We start from the raw sequence: 17,579 nt of genomic DNA on the forward strand, positions 1-17,579 counted from the left end.
GGTCGGCCCGCCTCGGCGAACCGACCACCTCCGTCCCGATCGGTCAGAACAGCCAGGTCGGCAGCTCCGGGTCACTGCGCAGCGGCACCGGCGGCTGCGCGGTGGGGCCGGAATCCTGGCTCGGTGCCCGGCCACGGGCCGAGGTCGTGCCCGGCGGCGGGGCCGCGGCGCAACGGGTGCCCTCCGCCGGCACCACCTGGTCGATCAGGTACGCCTCGATGGCCTCGTCCGCGCAGCTCACGCGGCCGTACACGATGTGCCCCCAACCCTCGTAGGTCAGCAGTTCGGCGTGGTCGGCGAACTGGTCGGCGGCACCGAGCGCCCAGTTGTAACCGGTTGCCGGGTCGTGCAGCGAGTTGACGAGCAACAACTTCGACTCGTTGGTCGGGTTGATCCGCCGCTGCGGGTTGTCCGCCGGGGTCGGCCAGCCCAGGCAGATCGCGCCGACCGACGCCCGGGGCGGGTCCGGTAGGTCCGGCGCGACGCGCTGCGCATCGGTGAGGATGGACCGCCACTGGGTGACGTCACGGGCCTTCAGGTTCCAGTCCTGGCAGAGCACCGCCTGGTACGCGAAGGGCACCACGGTCGGCGGGTCCTCGGCCGACTCCCGTGCCGCCGACGACGACGTCCCCCACGGCCGTCCCGCATCGACCCGCTCCAGCTCGGCGGCGATCTCCAGCCAGTACGGCTGGTAGTTGAGGTTGCCCAACACGAAGTTGACCAGATCCCGCTGGGTGATCTTGTAGCTGTGGTCGTCCGGATCCGGCAGCTCACCCCGGGCGGCGCGGTCGAGCAGCCGCTGCCAGAACTGGCGGATGTCCCGGCCGTACAGGGCGCACTGCGGCAGCCGGGAGCAGCCGGCCACGAACTCGTCGAACGAATCCTGCCCGGTGGCCGCCTGGGTGACGGCGAAACCGCGCGCGTCCTGGCTGTGATCCATCACGCTGTCGGCCACGACGGCGCGTACCCGGCTCGGATACCTTTCCGCGTACTGCTGGGCCATCAGGGTGCCGTACGACATCCCGAGAAAATTCAATTGGGCGTCACCGACCGCGGCGCGTATCGCGTCGATGTCCTGGATCACCTGGAGCGTGTCGACGTGGTCGAATACCGGCCCACTTTTGGCGCGACAGTCATCCGCCAACGCGCGACTCGCGGACACCATCCTGGCAAATGCGCTGGACGTTTTGATCGGCTCGACCGGCAGAGCGTTGATCTTGTCCAGAGTACACATGATCGGTGAACTACGGGCCACTCCGCGTGGGTCGAATCCGACGATGTCGAAATGGCGGCGCAGTTCCTCGCCGTAGGTGGCCCACAGCGCCGAGTCGACGCCGGAGCCACCGGGGCCGCCCGGATTCACGATCAGCGACCCGCGGCGCACCGCCGGGTCCGTTGCCGGCCGCTTGGCCAGCGCCAACTCGATGGTCGGCCCGTCCGGATCGGCCCAGTCGACCGGTACCTCCAGGGTGCCGCACAGGGCGCTGGCGTCCTGCTCACACGGCGTCCACTGCACGTCCCCGGTCGGGGCCGCGGACGCGGACGACGCGGCGAGCGGTGCCAGCACCACCCCCACAGTGACCCCGGCGAGCAATCGCCGGATCAGTTTTCTGCGCATGCTCCCTCTCCCAGATCGTTTTCCGGCTTTCCGCCGACCGGTGCTGAACGTAGCTACTCCGCCACGGTCCGGGGTTACCGGGAAATGTCGTCGGCAATACCATTCGGAACGCGACCTGATTGACCGGGACGACAAGCCTGGGCGCCGTTCCCGTACGTCGCGCATGAATGGCGAGGTCACCGGGAAGACGGCGGGTGTCACGCGATGCGAATCGACATCAAGCCCACCGTTTGTCAACATGGCAGAGGTCACAGGCGGCGGCGGTGTTAGCGCTAACCTCGGAGGCACCCGATCGCAACGTGCAGTCAAATTGCGTGACGAATTGGAAACCCGGGCGGTGTCGGCAGCTCGCTGCGACGCGGGCTCGCGTACGCCGGCCGGATCACGACCGGGCGTAGTGACGGCAGCGACCGGTGAACGTGCCCGCCAGGATCGGCTCGATGACCGCGCTGGCATGTTCCCGGCGACGGGCCGGGTCGTCGGGTCCGACCAGGATGACATTGGCGGCCAGGCCGTAGGTGGTGGCGAGGACGCGTGCGGCTGCGGTGTCGACATCGACACCCGGGTCGACCTCGCCGCACCGCTTCCCGTTGCGCACCGCGATCGACGCGCGCAGGTGCAGGTCGCGGTGAGCACGTGCCGCGACCTCGGCGAGCGCCTGATCGTGCAGGGCCTGGGTCACCAGGTTCTGGGTGACGTGGAACTCCTCGACCCGGATCTCGTCGAGCGGGAGCAGCTCGACCACAGCAGTCGCGATGATCTCGCGGATCGGCCGTTCGGCGGCCTCGCCCTCGGCGATGTGCGCCGCGATCCGGTCGTCCCGGCGGCGGAGCGCGTCGACGTACACGAATCGGAGCAGCTCGTCGCGGCTGCCGAAGTAGTGCTGGATGAGACCGACCGAGATGCCGGCAGCGGCGGCGACGCGGGCGAACGTGGTGGCCTGAAGGCCGTGTTTCACCAGGTGACGCCGGAACGTCCGGGCGATGAGCGCGCGTCGCTCGTCGTGGTCGGCAACGCGGGGCATTTGATAACCATACCGTCGTATGGCTACGGTTGCCATATGAGCGTATTGCAACGGGGGATGGCCGTACTGCTGCTCGCGCTGCCCGGCGTCGGCCTCGACCTCGGGGCCGGCAGGTCGGTCGAGGCGGCACCGGCGCAGCACAGCGCTGTCGAACCGGACCGGCTGGATGCCTTCGTCACCGAGCAGATGGACCGGGCCGGCATCCCGGGCGTCGCGTACGCGATCGTGGGCTCGGATGGGGTGGAGCACCAGGCGACGTTCGGCGCGGACGGCGACGGCGAGCCGATCACCGATACGACGCCGTTCCTGTGGGGATCGCTGGCCAAGCCGGTGACCGCGAGCCTGGTGGTGTCGATGGCGACGGCCGGGGAGCTGGATCTCGACGCGCGTGTGACGACCTACCTGCCGAACTTCGGCATGGCCGACGAGGAGGCCGAGACGATCACCCTGCGCCACCTGCTGAGCCAGACCGGCGGCATCCCGGAGCGGATGGACCTCACCGACCGCTACGACGCTGATCGCCGTCCAGGTGACGTGGTCGACGCCCTCGGCAACATCCACCTGGCCGCCGGTGTCGGCGAGAAGCACCTCTACTCCAGCGTCAACTACCTGCTGCTCGGCGCCGTCGTCGAGGAGATCACCGGGCGGAGCTTCGCCGAGGTGCTGCGCGAGCGGCTGCTCACGCCCGCGGGGATGGACACCGCGATCGTCAGGGCCGACGACGCGACGGACCGACTCCCGCCAGGCCATCGGTACGCGCTCGGCGAGCCGATGGCATTCCAGAGCCGCTTCGACCCCGCCGGTGTCAGCTACGGATACCTCGGCGGCTCCCTCCGGGACGCCGTCGCGTTCGCGCGGGCGAACCTCGACGGAAGCGGCCTACTGTCCGCCGAGCAACGGGCCACGCTGATCCAGCCCGAGGTGACCACCGGCGACGGCCGCAGCTACGGGCTCGGCTGGCGCACCTGGCCGGTGTTCGGCAGCGACCAGCCGATGGTCTGGCACTCCGGTGCCGCCCCGGGCTACCAGGCCGGGATCGTCCTGCTGCCCGAGCAGAACCGGGCCGTGGTGGTGTTGCAGAACGCCTACGGCAGCTTCCAGGAGAACCAGCTCCTGGACACCTCGTGGGGACTGGCTTCGATCCTCTCCGGAGCCGTACCCGAGATCCACGACAACGAGCCGTCCTACCTCGCGCTCCTCTCCGGACTGGGCCTGTTGTGCCTGCTGCTGGTTGTTGCGGTGGCCCGCTCGCTGTGGCGGGTGGCGCGGCCGGTCGCCACCTGGTCCCGCCGACGCCTGCTGGGTCTCGTCGCCTGGCTGGTGGTCCTGCTGCTGGTGGCTGCCGGCCTGCTCGCCCTGCCGTCGTACTTCGGCGTGACGCTGGACCAGGTCCCCCTGTGGGCGCCCGACATCGCGGCGCTGCTCGGTGCCGGGCTGCTCCTCGTCGCCGTTCTCATGCTGTCCCGCGCAGCCGTCACCGTACGCGTCTGGCGTCGGCCGGCAGGCTCGAGTTCGGGCGGTACGGACACCCACGACAGTCGACCGGACCGGATCAGCGACGCCAACGCCCAGTCGACTGAGGAAGCCCGCCTGCCACAACCGCGTCCCTGAGGCTGCACGTGGCAACGCGGCGGCATCACGACCAGCCCGGTCAGCCGGCCCCTCGAAGGTGACGACGCATGATCCACGTCGATGCCGTGCCTTCGCCGGTCACCGCGCCGGTACGCGGGTCGACCGCGCGCCAGCGGTGCTGGTGAGGTCGCACGATCACATAACCCAACCTCTCGTAGAACGAGACGGCCGCCTCGTCGTCGACGTCGACGTCGAGACTCATGGCGTCGGCGCCGCGTGCCGCACCTGCCGCCTCGCCGGCTGCGACCAGCGCCCTTCCCACCCCACGGCGACGGGCTGGCGCGACCACCGCCAGCCCGTACAGCCATGGGTTGGGGGTGTCGCAGCCGTCCCGCCACCGGACGCTCACCACCCCCACGACGTGGTCGGCGGCCACGGCGACGAGCATCGCCTCGCCGCCTCCCCGGGCTGCCTGGAGACGCACCTCGGCGCGGTCCCGCGAGCCCGCCAACTCACCCAGACCGTCCAGGTCGGCGCGCTGCGCGGCGCGGATCATCACGTCGTCGATCGGGCTCATGCCGCATCCCCGCGCGCGTCGGTCACGGGCTCGGCGGCGTCGGTGCCGCGTCCGCCGGGTACCAGCGAAGTTCGACGGTGTTGCGGTCCGGGTCCTGGACGTAGAGCGAGATGCCCTCGCCTCTGGCACCGGAGCGGCTCACCGGCCCTTCGAGGACGGTGAACACGCCGGCCTCGATGACGTCCTGCCAGTTCACCGGGTCGACCACCAGGCAGATGTGGTCGACGTTCGACTCTCCTCGGTGACCCTGCACAAGGTCGATGATGGTGTCCGGGCTGATCCGGACGGAAGGGAAGCCGGCCCGCCCGGCCCGCCACTCGTCGACGCGCATGGTCTCCAGGCCGAGCGTCGTCGAGTAGAAGGCGAGCGATCGCTCGACGTCCTCGACGTTGAGGACCAGGTGGTCGAAGGCTCGGACCCGCACGATGCTCACTTTCCCTCCAGGGCGCGCGCCTGGCGCAGCCAGTTGACGAAGAGCGGTTCGTCGATGTCCGTGGCGACGGAAAGTCGCACCGAGGCCATCTGGCGGGCACCCGGGATCAGCCGATCCGACCGATCGCTGATCTCCTGGCCACGCCACAACCCGAAGGTGAGGTACGAGGTGTACGCCTTGAGCAGGCAGACCGGCCGCCGTCCCGGAGCCTCACCGAGGCCCCACACCGGGTGCCCGTGCCACATCACCGCAGTGGCGTCGGCCAGCGCCCCGTCGATGACCGGGCGCAGCGCCTCGGCCGTCTGCCTCAGCGAGGCGTCGAGTCCGGTCAGATAGTCGTCGATGCTTGCAGTCTTCATGATTTCTCCTCGATCGTTCCGGCAGCCACCCAGCAGGTGGGCGGATCCTGCCGCCCAATGGCCATCCCGGTGACGCCCTCAACGATTCACTGGCCGGGGAGCCCGACCAAGCCATCATCGGAATACGATCGTTGAGCCTGATTCAACGAAAGAGTGGCGGGATGCTGGAGCGACACGAGATCGAGACTTTCCTGACGCTCGCCGGCGAGCTGCACTTCGGTCGTACCGCCGAACGCCTGGGAGTGACCACCGGCCGGATCAGTCACGTCATCAGGAAGCTGGAACGGCGCATCGGAGCTCCCCTGTTCGAGCGCACCAGTCGGGTCGTCCGCATCACACCCATCGGCCGGCAGTTGGCTGACGACCTCGCGCCGCTTGTCGAGCAGATGGACGCGGCCCTGCGCCGCGCGATCGAGGCCGGCCGTGGCGTCACCGGCCAACTCCGGGTGGCGTTCCTCGGTGAGTACCTCGCGCCGGTGCTGCTCAAGGCGGTCAGGCTGTTCACCGCCCGACATCCCGACTGCGCGGTGGACGTACGCGAGGTGCAGCTGGCCACCTCGCGGGCCAGTCTGATGGACGGCTCGATCGACGTGCTCGTCGCGTCGTACCCGTTCGACGGCATGGCCTGCGGCCCCGCGCTCATGGTGGAGCGACGGGTGCTGGCCGTGGCCGCCACGCACCCGTTGGCCGACGCGGAGTCGGTCTCGCTGGAGGTGCTCGCCGACCACCCGGTCGTCCAGTACCCGGCGATGACGTCCGCGGCGTTCAAACGGGACCGCACACCCGAGCAGACGCCGGCCGGCCGGCTGATCCCGAAGGGCCCGCACGGCAACACGTTCTCGGAGATGCTGTCGCTCGTCGCGATGGGCCGGGGGGTGCTGCCGGTGGGTGAGCAGACCGAGCACTACCACCCGCGCCCCGACATCGCCTACGTACCGATCCACGACGCCCCACCGATCAAGCGCGGGCCGATCTGGCTGGAGGCGAACACCACCAGGCGGGTGCAGGATTTCGTCCGGGCCGCGACGGACGCCAACGCCGTACGCCCGCACTGACCCCCGCTCCGCCGCCGCCCCAACCTAAAGCAATTAGGTTTCCAGCTACAGGGTGTAGGGTGGGGGCATGGGACGAGCCAACCTGACCCCGGCGGTCGTCGTCGCCGCGGCGGCGGAGCTGGCGGACCGGGAGGGATTCGACGCGATCACCCTGTCGGCGCTGGCCCGCCACTTCGGCGTGCAGACCGCGAGTCTCTACTCGCACGTCCGCGACCGGTCCGCGCTGCTCGACAGCGTCCACGAACTGGCCCTCGGCGAGCTGGCCGACCGGATCGCGATCGCCATCGGCGGCCGCTCACAGCGAGAGGCGCTCACCGCCCTCGCCGACGCGCACCGCGACTACGCCCGCCAGTTCCCCGGCCGTTGGGCCGCTCTGCAACGTCCGGCGGCGGCGGCGACCGTGCGGTCGGACGCGGCCGGCCGACTGGTCGCGCTCACCCTGGCGATGCTCCGCGGCTACCGGCTGCCGGAGACCGAACTCGTCCATGCCACCCGGCTGCTCGGCGCGACAATCAACGGCTTCCTGGCCCTTGAGGCGGCCGGCAGCTTCGGGCACCGCGAACCCCCCGCCGACACCTCCTGGCAGCGGGCGCTGAGCGCACTCGACACCGCCTTCCGCTCCTGGCCTACCGAAGGGAACCAATGATGCCCGTCCCGTCCGACCTTCTCCGTGGCGTCGCCGAGGCCGAGGTCACCCCGCGTGGCAGCATCGACGTCTACGCCGACGGCGTGCTCGCCGCCCGCGACACGCTTGACGGTGGCGACCGGATCGAGGTCGACCTCACCAGCGGCCAGAGCGTCTTCCATCCCGGGCAGGCGCACACCACCACCGTTTCCGGGCTGCCCGCCGGCCGTCGCCGGATCGAGGTCTGGCTGCCGCACAACGAGAGCATCGAGCTGGTCGACCTGCGGGCCGACGCCCCGATCGAGCCCGACGACGCCGTGCTGCCGCTGTGGGTACATCACGGCAGTTCCATAAGTCACGGCTCGAATGCCCTCGCACCCAGCGAGACCTGGCCGGCCGTCGCCGCCCGCCGGGCCGGTGTCGAGCTGCGCAACCTGGGCCTGGGCGGCAGCGCGTTCGTCGATCCGTTCCTGGCCCGCGTGATCCGCGACGCCCCCGCCGACTACATCAGCGTCAAGCTCGGCATCAACGTGGTGAACCTCGACGGGATGCGGCTACGCACCTTCGTCCCCGCCGTCCACGGCTTCCTCGACACCATCCGCGACGGCCACCCCGATGTACCGCTGCTGCTGATCTCACCGCTGTTCTGCGGAATCCACGAGGACACCCCCGGACCGGGCGCGATCGATCCCGAGTCGATCGGCACCGACCAGGTACGTTTCGTCGCGACCGGCACACCCGGAGACGTCACGCTGGGACGCCTGACGCTTCAGGTCATCCGGCGCGAGTTGCGCTCACTGGCCGACCGACGCGCCGCCGACAAGAACCTGCACTACCTGGACGGCACCGCCCTGTACGGCCCAGCCGACGCCACCGACCTTCCGCTACCGGACGGCCTGCACCCGAGCGCCGAGGCCCACCAGCGGATCGGCACCCGGTTCGCGGCACACGTCTTCACCGGCACCGGCCCGTTCACCCGATGACACCCGGGCGTCAACCTCGCGATCTACCTTTCCGCCGCCTCCACCGACCGGGTGCGGAATGGACCCGATTAACCCTTCGGGTCCTTTCGCGACCGATCGTCTGCCGAAGCCTGCCCGGACATGGCCCGGCGTGCCTCGACTGCTACCACCCCGTCGTGATCGATCGCCGCTGCTTCTTGTTGCGTCGGGACAGGCGGAGGATCAGCGTCGCCTACCGTAGGTGACACCGCCGCCTGCCGACCGTCCTGTCGACGGTGGTCGTACCGCAGCAGGTAGACCCACCCGGCGACGGCCGCGAGAAGCCAGGTGCCGGGGAGAAACCAGTAAACGTCAAGCCCGATGCTCTGCAGTGGCCAGGCGACGATCAGACAACAGCAGAGAGCCAGTACAGATGCAAGGACGGCCTGCCTGGCCCAACCCTCACCACGACCTTGGCCTCCTGGGCGATCATGGAATGCCACCACGACGAGAACGAGAACGATGCCGACGATTGTTTCAAGCGGTTCCCACGGTCCTTCAGCCGCCGCGATACTGACGGTGGCCGCAAGCGCGACGCCCAGAATGGCCACGTGGTCGGAATGGGCTTCCGGCCTCTCGGTCACGCCCGGGTCCTCTCCGTCTGTGATCTCCCAGAGAGATCAGCCAACCGCTACCTGAAGCACGCTCTTACTCCAGGTCCACGACCTGCTCAAGGGCGGCGCGGATCGTCTCGTCGGACACCGTGTCACCGGCGATTTCCACCTCGGCCACGATGCGGCCGTCCACTCGCTTACGCAGTATCAGGAAACGACGCCGGTCACGGTTGAGCCAGGCATGGAACAACGCCACGACGCTGCCCAGTGCCCCTCCTCCCCCGACCAGGATCGTGAGGTACTGCTCCCATCCCTTGGTGCCCGGGACGTCGGAGCCCTCGTCGTGTGCGATCAGGCCCTGTTCGAGCAGATCCGCGCGCAGGTCGTCGGCCGCGCTGAGTGCCGCTTCGTGGTCGTCCGCCACACCGGTCAGGCCGGGACTCACCACGATCGTCAAAGGACCCACCTCGCACTCCTCCTCGGAAATACCGGCGAGCCGTACAGTAGACCACTGGTCGCGTTGTGGGCAGTCGGGAGCGAGCGTGTACAAAGCCCTGCTCATCTGCAATTCGGACTATGGCCGGTCCGGGACGCTGCCGTTCCTTCGTGGTCCAGAGAAGGACGGGAACCTCCTCGCCGCCGCCCTGACGGATCCCGAGATGGGCATGTTCACCGACGCGACCGTCCGGCCGGAGCAGAACCTGACCTCGGCACAGATGCAGCGCACCATCAACGAATTCTTCAGGTCCGCGAGTCCCGAGGACACCCTGCTGTTCTACTTCAGCGGGCATGGCCGCAGCGAGTTGCAGAAGCTCTACCTGTGCGGCGTCGACACCGAACGGGATCTCATCCCGGGCACGGCCGTCGGAAACGACACCATCAATGCGATCTTGCAGCACTGCGTGGCCCGGACGAAAATTCTCATCCTCGACTGCTGCCACGGCGGCGCGTTCAAGGGCGACAACCTGGCCGAGCAGTTCGCCGGCCGAGGCCGGTTCGTGCTCACCGCTGCCGCCGCCACCGAGCTGGCCAAGGACGCCGAGCTTGACGGCCAGCCCAGTCCGTTCACCGCAGCCCTCGTGGACGGGCTGTTGGGCGGTGCGTCCGTCGACAACGACGGCAACATCACGCTGGCGACGCTCTACGACTACCTGCATGCCATGCTCACCAATCCGCGGCCGGGCCAGAAGTTCGACGGGTACGGCCGAATCGCGATCGCCCGCCGGTCCGTCCCGGCCGCGGAACCGGTCCCGCCGCCGGCAGCGGAGGCTGATCCGCAGCCGACCGATCCGACCGAACAGGCCTTGTCGCTGCTGGAACGGCCAACTTCCGGGACGGCCGTGAACACCCAACAGCTGGCCCAGTTCCGCGCGAACCTGCGACCCGACATCGCCGTGGAGATGCCGCCTGCCCTCAACACCACCGAGTTCCTGCATCGGGCCCACCTGATGCTCAACGGGCGGCTGACCTACGCGGGGGCGCTGCTGTTCGGCGAGGATCCGACGGCTGTGGTGCCGACCGCCATGGTGACCTGCGTACATTTCAAGGGCTCGAACCGGGACGAGTGGTACGTACGAGAAGAGTTGCGTCGGACGGTACCGGAGCAGATCGTTCAGGCGCGGAACTTCGTTGCCCAGCGGACGGCGCAGGGTGAGACGTTCACCGGGGACTCGATGACACCCGTGCCGGTCAACGACTACCCGATGATCGCCGTACGGGAAGTCATCGCGAACGCCCTCGCGCACCGCGACTACGAGCACCGGGGCATGTGCGTGCACGTACGGGTATTCGACGACCGAGTGGAGATCGTGAACCCGGGTTCCTGGCACGGGCCGCAACTGCCCGACGGCGAAGCGGTTCCGATCAGCCACCTACGCTCGGAGTCCGACCGCCGTAACTTCCACTTCGCGCGGGTGCTGACCTGGATGCGACTGGTGGAGGGCGAGGGCTCGGGCATTCCCCGCGCGGTCGGCGAATGCCAGCGCATCGGCGCTCCTGAACCGACAGTTGTGCAGACCGGCGACTGCGTCATGGTGACGATCTATCCCCGGGCCCGGAAGGCCACCACGAGGGTGTACGTCTCGTCGACCTTCCGGGATCTGGCCGAGTGTCGCCGCGCGGTTCACGCCGCCGCGCGGCGGCTGAACGTCGAGGACGTCGCGATGGAGTCGTACGTCGCGGAGAGCCGACCGCCGCTTGAGACGTCCCTGCGGGCCCTTGCCCGCAGCGATCTCTACATCGGGCTGTTCGCGTGGCGGTACGGCTATGTGCCGGAGGGGCACGACCAGTCGATAAGCGAATTGGAGTATCGGGAGGCGCAACGACTGGGCAAACTGTGTCTGATCTTCCTGCTCGCTGACGACGCACCGTGGCCGGCCTCCATGGTCGACCGTGGCGAGGCGGGCCAGCGGATCGAGGCGCTGCGCACCGAGATTCAGGAGCGCCATCTCGTCGAGTTCTTCCGTGGCCCGGATGAACTCACGGCCCTGGTGACCGCGGCGCTGGCAAACGTCCTCGCAGGCAAACAGCCGCCCGAAACCGACGACACGGCCATCGCCGAGAGCGTGCAGGGTTACTTCCTGCGGCTACGCCAGCGCTACGGTGGGCTCGACCTGGAGGCGTTGTCCCCACCGGGGTACGACGGCTACCGACGGGTCGATCTCGGGTCGATGTTCGTCGAGCCGGCTGCCCGCGAAGAGGTCGGGCCCGGCTCGGACGCGCCGGCCACGCCCCTGTTCGAACTGTTGACCGATCCGGGTCGTCGAACAGTGACGCTGCTCGGCGCCCCGGGCGCGGGCAAGTCGACAGTGGCGCGGTATCTGGCACTGTCCCTGACGGAACCGCATCCGGAGCCCCGACTGGCGCCGCTGCGCGGGCACATTCCGCTGCTGGTTCAGCTCCGCTCCTACCTGGCGCCGGCTGGCGACGGTCGGCGGGAGGGCATTCTCGACCACCTCGACCACCTGCACCGCGCCGAGGGTCTCGGCCTGCCGCGCTCCGTGCTGCGCGCCCTGCTGGACGCCGGGCGGCCCATGATCTTCATCTTCGACGGGCTGGACGAGTTGTTCGACCCCCGCCAGCGTGAGGCGGTGACGGGTCTCATCGCGGCGTTCGCCAGTGAGTATCCGTCGGTGCGGGTCGTGGTCACGACGCGGCCGATCGAGTACAGCCAGCGGATCCTGACCGAGGCCGGCTTCCACCACCTCACCCTGGATACTTTGCACGACGCTCAGATTGACGAGCTGCTGTCCAAGTGGTACGCAGCGGACCCTCCGGACGACCCGGGTAGGGCACGGCCGCACTGGCAACGTCTCCGCTCGACGATCCGCGATACCCCGGCCATCCGGGCGCTGGCCGGTAACCCGTTGCTGCTGACCACTCTGCTCGCGCTGAGTCGACGCCGGCCGGAGCTGCCGAGGAACCGGTGGCAGCTCTACGACCACCTCACGGACCTGCTTCTCGACCGCTGGGACCAGCACCGCCATCTGAGCCCGACCGAACACGCCGCAGGCTTCGTCGACATCACCGACAAGAAGCACATGTTGGGACGCCTGGCGTACCTGATGCAGTCACGGGGCACCGCGCGCCTCGGGCGGAACGAGCTCGGCCAGGTCTTCGAGTCCTACCTGGAGGAGCAGTACGACCTGCCACGTGAACGGTCCCGCCAGGTCGCCGGCGAACTCATCGACGAGTTCCGGGTGCGCGACTTCATGCTCGTCCGGTACGACGACAGCCAGTATGGCTTCGCGCATCGCGCCATCCTGGAATGGTTCTGCGCGGTAGACATCGTCCGACAGCACCACCAGGGGCCAACGGAGTCGTTGCCGGCCCTGTTCGCCGCGCACTGGGCCGACCCGTCGTGGTGGGAGGTGCTCCAGCTCGTCGCGGGAGCGGCGCCCCCGGCGCAGGCCGGGCGGCTGATCCAACTCCTCACGACCGAGGTCAACCGGCCCTGGCCGGCCGAACGGTTCACCGAGCCGCCGTGGAATCTCGTGCTGGCGGTACAGTGCCTCGCCCAGCTGAGCATCGGACCGGCGGTGGCACATTCGGCGTACGCGCTCCTGCACCAGCTCGTCCTGCTCATCGAACACGGGGTGTCCACCGACGACGCAGCCACCGCCGCACTGGTCGAGGCGCAGGTACTGCCGGTGGTCAGGACGATGGGCGCTGACTGGCCGGGCCGAGAGACCTACCCGCGCTGGTACCGGCGACGCGGGTTCGAGCTGACCCGGGGTACCGCGTTTGCCGAGGTCGCCGCGCGGCTCGCCGTGCCGCTCGGCACCCCGCGCGACGGCATCCAGGAGCTGCTCGACCAACTGGCCGGCGACGGGGATCACCAGGCCCAGCTCGCGCTGGTCGCCGGACTGGCCGAAACCGCGATGTCGGCGGCTCGGCTGCCGGCCGAGCGGGACCGCTGGACGGCCGGTCGAGCCCGGCTGATCGGGTATGCCGTCAACAGCGCCGACCGGGCTGTGCGACGTGCCGCACTCGACGCGCTCGTCAGCGGGTACGACATCGATGACGCCCTCGTGAATCTGCTGCATCACCGGGTCCGCAGCGACGAGGATGCCACGGTACGCGTACTGGCGGCGCGGGCTCTCGGCCACCACGACGCCGGGGACGTCCGCGACATCCTCGGCGAGAGACTCGCCGAGGACTCCGCGCCTGCGGTGGTGGAGGCGGCGGCCACCGCGCTGCTGAACCAGGCCGACAACGCTCCCCTGGTCCGGCGGCAGTTGCTCGGCCGGCTTCGCGAGGACGAGTCCGGCGCGGTGCGCAGCACCGCCGTGCGCCTACTGAGCCGGCACTTTCCGGACCCGGAGCTGATGCTCGAACTGGTGCGCCACGACCCCGACCCGGACACCCGCCTCGCCGCGCTCGAATCACTCGTACAGATCACCGACAACGACGCGACCGTGCTCCACGTAGCGCGTCACGATCAGGCGCCAGCGGTACGGCTCGCCGCCGTCCACGCTCTCGCGAACCGCAGCCGGAACTCTCTCGCGGACGTCGCCGACGACCTGATCCGAGACGCGGACCCGACTGTGCGACGGGACGTAGTCCGTACTCTCGTCCGGGCCGGCACCCGCGACGACCTCGCGCTCGACCGCATCCGCGAGGATCCGGACCCGCAGGTGATCCGCGAAGCGGCCACCGGGCTCTTCGGCTGGCAGTCCCCCGCGCGCACTGAGGTCGTCACGGCGCTGCTGCGTCGCGGCGGCCACGACGCTGACCCCGCTGTCCGAGCCGCAGCCGTCGAACTGCTCGCCAGATCGCCACTGCCAGCCGCGCAGTCGAGGGCGTTACTTCTCGACCGAATCAACGACCCGGATCCCGCCGTCCTCGTGTCCGCCGCCGACGCGCTGCTCGCGGCGAACTACGGATCGGAGGTCGTACCGCTCCTCCGAAGTCGCGCCGACAGCGACGACCCGACCATCCGGCTCGCCGTGGTCGAGCTGCTCAGCCGCCAGGCCAAGGGCGACAGCGCCACTCTCGCCCTGCTGGTGGATCGCGCGAGGAACGACCCGGACATCGCCGTCCGCCGCGCCGCCGTGGCAGGTCTCGCGCATGACGGACCGCACGGCCCCCAGGTCGTCGACCTGCTCCGCGACCTCTTCACCGACGACGATCCCGGCGTACGTCGCACAGCGGCCTGGGCACTGGCGCAGCACCACCCCACCGAGGGGTTTCGCAACCTACTCGTGGACCAGGCCGCCCACCATCCCGAGCCGGCTCTCCGGCGGCTCGCCGAGCAGACCCTCGCCTGGTTGCCCGGCACCGAGATCGACGACCTACCCGACCGCGCGCCGAGCTGCCCCGACCCCCCGTAGGTGCCAACTGCGCCGCCGCAGCACCCCACCCGAGCCGGCACTGTACTTCCTGACCACCGGGCGCTCCACCTTCCAGCGGGCCTAACCGCAGTGTTACGCCGCCAGCTTTCGATCAATCGCGCTGTTAGGTCCGGCCGACGAATTGGCGGTCCAGCACGCCAACCCTTGCCAGACGCGTCCTCGGCCACTCAGACGGGACAGGGTGGCCGACGGCAGCCTAGCTCGGATCGGGGCGCAGCCGGACCGCCCTCTCCTGCTCTATATTCAATCGTCCTGGCACAAATCTAGCCGACCCAACCGCTCGAGGGTTAAAGCCGACCTCGCAAGGACCGTCCTGCCGCCGCCACAATTGTAGTAGTGAGAATCCATCCTCCTACTATTAACACTAGGGTGACCAATTTCGAAGCACCTGTGGGATCCCACGAATTTTCATGTCCGAGATTCACGAGCGGAATAAGTAAGTCGGCTGAATACAGCCAAGCGTCCCAGGTCGGATGTTCGTTTTCCTTAATCGGACAGAGTGGGAAGCTCGCCATCCCCGGCTCTCCGCATTTAAGGGGTGCGAACGTAAACCAGAGGGATGCACTTGCAAGGAGTGCGAGAGATATGAGCAGTGCCCTGAAGGGTGCGTAGCCATAACCCACAACGATGTCTTGTGTTTTCCCCCAGGCACGACTAAGCAGACGAGATGCCTCATACGACCGCCGAATAGAAGCAAGTCGAACTTGTTTAGCATCATCATCTTGGCCTGCGGCGGCAAGGTGCGACGCCAGCTGCTCATAGGGATGGGGCGTGTAAACCGGTGTTGCATGCCGGAGCAGGTGCAACCGATCACTCACGGTCAACTCTGTACTAATTGACTCGTAACGAAACTCATCAAGTGAGACCGGAGCGTGCTCAGGCCACGAATTGGCATCGTCAATGAGAGTGCCGATCGTGGCCGATGCTAACAATATCGCGCCTGCGGGTCGGGTCTTCAGCTTTAAACTGAGCACTGTGGCCCGTAGATGACGCGCAACTAAGGCGGCCGATTCCTCTGCCTCCAACCGGGACGCATCGAGGCACACCGCCCGTTGCACCTGAGCGGACTCCAGGACGAGCGACTGGGCGAAGCGCGCAGCTCGTACGTTGAGATCGCCGCTAATCTTGCTGGCCGTGGCCCGAAAGGAAACTCCCCGCCAGTCCCCCCCACGGAGTGGATCAACCTCGGTGCCCCTTGATGCCTCTTCCAGAGGTACGCCAGTAAGCGTGGCATCGGCGAACATCACATCGCCCTCTATCACCGCTGCGGCCAGATCCACAAGGCCGTCGACCTCAATCCGATTCGAGACAAAGTTGCCAGCTAGCATGAGCCCGGATGCGTTAAGTGCCTTTTTCCTGGAATTGGTGATCTTTGCGTCGCTAAAATCCACACCAACGGCAACTCTTGCGTCAGCCAACGTGACCAGCCCTTCTGCCACGAAGCCTCCTGTCGCAAAAATTCCGCCCCCAACCTGAGCGCGGTGAAAATCGAGGGCTACGTTATTATTCGCTGTTAGCTTACCCGCATAGAGCCGGACGAGCCCGCCAACCGTAGCACCTTCCAAGTCGAGGCAGCCTTTGAAGTCGCATTTGGTAGCGTACAGGGATCCGCCGATCGAGGCTCCATCAAGCGTAAACGCCGGACCCTTGTTCGTAATGATCCGCGCCTCGTTCAAGGATAGATTGCACTCGATCTGACCACCGTGCATATGCACTAGTCCTTCCGAGCGAAAGCCTCCGTTCAAGCCCACCGATCCATCTACCACTATATGGTCAGCCGAAATCGCCGGCTTGTCACTGCATCTGATTATCTGCGTATTCGCAAGAGATAGCTGGCAGCCGATGCGCGCATGATGCAGGCGCACGTACCCTTCGAAGCGTGCACGGTTCATCATCAGACCAAGCCGGATGGTGGAATGGTCTAAATCGAGGGCAACGTTGTCCGGACGTACGATTTGAGCGCCGTTGAGTACTGCCTGACCATCAACCTTGGCTCCCTCCAGATCAATTGCGCCGTCACAACGGAAGTTGTTGGTAAAATGGATCGAACCTCCCACCACCACCTGTTTGGCGGAAACCACCCACGAACCGGGGCAACTCAGACTGGAACCTGCGAAGATTGCGTCACCAGCGATCGAGGCATTGTGGAGGTGCAGTGTTTGATTTGCCGTCAACCGATCGAGCAACAAGTCACTCTCGACACGAGCGCCACCAAGGTTTAAGGCGAACTGTCGACCAGGAGTTTCGAAGGTCGTCTCGCGAAAGGAGGCATCGCCAGCGACCTTAGCATCTTCCAGCTCTACGCTTCCTGCAATCTTGCATTGCGTAATCCATATTGGTCCACTGCATGTCATGCGTTGACCGGAAAAACCAGGGATTAAACAACTCACGAAGCCGACGAACTCAGCAATTGAGTCATTCAGGTTCGGCTCCTTCTCAAAGAGGCAATTAATCAGGGAAAACGGAGCGATTCTGCTGCAGCCCAAATCGAGCTGACCGGTAACTCTCGCTCCCGACAAGATCAGTCGGTTAGGTCGACCAGATTCCTGCGAAGGGCCGTGAAGAAGAAGGCTGGCCAGAACTTCGGCCCGTATTGTCTTGTCTGATCCCCAATGGTCCGAACCAGCAAGGTTGGTAGTTACAGGGTTGACTCCCTTCAGGTCAAGCGCCTCACCTCGGCGGAAAGCCAGCCAAAGTCGCTGTTCAGGATCTGACCATTGGTCCGGGGGCGCGAGATCGTTGGACTCCAAAGCTGTCTCCCGGTCCGCATCGGCGAGGGTCATGCTGACGAGACTACGTGCGCAGCAGGATGCACGCTGTCCCCTGCTAGGGCATAGGGCAAGCCAGATCGGCGGGTTGAAGTGGCTGATTGGACCTTGGCATGACGTCGGCCAAGTTAGCAGCAAGCC

The 17,579-nt window shown here is 67.4% G+C and carries 13 protein-coding genes; 5 read left to right on the forward strand and 8 right to left on the reverse strand.

Annotation, left to right across the window (positions count from 1 at the left end; genetic code table 11):
* Positions 1–43 precede the first annotated feature (43 nt).
* Positions 44–1,618 carry an alpha/beta hydrolase gene (locus AB0J93_RS08055; protein WP_363919325.1) on the reverse strand — a complete coding sequence of 525 codons (1,575 nt, stop codon included), beginning with the start codon at positions 1,616–1,618 and terminating at the stop codon, positions 44–46.
* A gap of 382 nt (positions 1,619–2,000) precedes the next feature.
* Entirely contained in the window at positions 2,001–2,642 is a 642-nt protein-coding gene (locus AB0J93_RS08060) for a TetR/AcrR family transcriptional regulator (RefSeq protein WP_363919327.1), read from the reverse strand.
* Between the two features lie 36 nt (positions 2,643–2,678).
* Here AB0J93_RS08060 and AB0J93_RS08065 point away from each other — a divergent pair, with 36 nt between their 5' ends.
* On the forward strand, positions 2,679–4,253 hold the full coding sequence (locus AB0J93_RS08065) for a serine hydrolase domain-containing protein (protein ID WP_363919329.1): 1,575 nt from the start codon (positions 2,679–2,681) through the stop codon (positions 4,251–4,253).
* A 40-nt stretch (positions 4,254–4,293) separates the two neighbouring features.
* On the opposite strand, the gene AB0J93_RS08070 is transcribed toward AB0J93_RS08065, so the two are convergent.
* The 3 genes from AB0J93_RS08070 to AB0J93_RS08080 are packed head-to-tail and all read right to left on the reverse strand — an operon-like array spanning position 4,294 to position 5,583.
* Complete coding sequence (locus AB0J93_RS08070; protein WP_363919331.1) at positions 4,294–4,791, reverse strand: GNAT family N-acetyltransferase; 498 nt, start codon at positions 4,789–4,791, stop codon at positions 4,294–4,296.
* A 22-nt stretch (positions 4,792–4,813) separates the two neighbouring features.
* The gene (locus AB0J93_RS08075; RefSeq protein ID WP_363919333.1) at positions 4,814–5,224 is read right to left on the reverse strand and encodes a VOC family protein; all 411 of its coding nucleotides are present in this window, start codon (positions 5,222–5,224) and stop codon (positions 4,814–4,816) included.
* Entirely contained in the window at positions 5,221–5,583 is a 363-nt protein-coding gene (locus tag AB0J93_RS08080; protein WP_363919335.1) for a DUF1801 domain-containing protein, read from the reverse strand. Before AB0J93_RS08080 ends, AB0J93_RS08075 begins: the two co-directional genes overlap by 4 nt.
* A gap of 161 nt (positions 5,584–5,744) precedes the next feature.
* Here AB0J93_RS08080 and AB0J93_RS08085 point away from each other — a divergent pair, with 161 nt between their 5' ends.
* From AB0J93_RS08085 to AB0J93_RS08095, 3 genes are all read left to right on the forward strand, one after another.
* Positions 5,745–6,638 carry a LysR family transcriptional regulator gene (locus AB0J93_RS08085; protein ID WP_363919337.1) on the forward strand — a complete coding sequence of 298 codons (894 nt, stop codon included), beginning with the start codon at positions 5,745–5,747 and terminating at the stop codon, positions 6,636–6,638.
* Between the two features lie 67 nt (positions 6,639–6,705).
* Positions 6,706–7,284: a WHG domain-containing protein gene (locus AB0J93_RS08090; protein WP_363919339.1), complete on the forward strand. Its 579-nt coding sequence runs from the start codon at positions 6,706–6,708 to the stop codon at positions 7,282–7,284.
* Entirely contained in the window at positions 7,284–8,246 is a 963-nt protein-coding gene (locus tag AB0J93_RS08095; protein WP_363919341.1) for a GDSL-type esterase/lipase family protein, read from the forward strand. The genes AB0J93_RS08090 and AB0J93_RS08095 overlap by 1 nt, the downstream gene beginning before the upstream one ends.
* Positions 8,247–8,314: 68 nt before the next feature.
* On the opposite strand, the gene AB0J93_RS08100 is transcribed toward AB0J93_RS08095, so the two are convergent.
* Together AB0J93_RS08100 and AB0J93_RS08105 are read right to left on the reverse strand one after the other, a co-directional pair.
* The gene (locus AB0J93_RS08100) at positions 8,315–8,848 is read right to left on the reverse strand and encodes a hypothetical protein (protein ID WP_363919343.1); all 534 of its coding nucleotides are present in this window, start codon (positions 8,846–8,848) and stop codon (positions 8,315–8,317) included.
* 64 nt (positions 8,849–8,912) lie between these two features.
* Positions 8,913–9,266: a hypothetical protein gene (locus AB0J93_RS08105; RefSeq protein ID WP_363919495.1), complete on the reverse strand. Its 354-nt coding sequence runs from the start codon at positions 9,264–9,266 to the stop codon at positions 8,913–8,915.
* A gap of 94 nt (positions 9,267–9,360) precedes the next feature.
* Between AB0J93_RS08105 and AB0J93_RS08110 the strand changes: the two genes are divergently transcribed.
* Positions 9,361–14,649, forward strand: coding sequence for a HEAT repeat domain-containing protein (locus AB0J93_RS08110; RefSeq protein ID WP_363919345.1), 5,289 nt, complete (start codon positions 9,361–9,363; stop codon positions 14,647–14,649).
* Positions 14,650–14,957: 308 nt separating this feature from the next.
* On the opposite strand, the gene AB0J93_RS08115 is transcribed toward AB0J93_RS08110, so the two are convergent.
* The gene (locus AB0J93_RS08115) at positions 14,958–17,453 is read right to left on the reverse strand and encodes a hypothetical protein (protein ID WP_363919347.1); all 2,496 of its coding nucleotides are present in this window, start codon (positions 17,451–17,453) and stop codon (positions 14,958–14,960) included.
* Positions 17,454–17,579 lie beyond the last annotated feature (126 nt).

This window comes from Micromonospora sp. NPDC049374, assembly GCF_040677165.1.
Taxonomy (GTDB): Bacteria; Actinomycetota; Actinomycetes; order Mycobacteriales; family Micromonosporaceae; genus Micromonospora.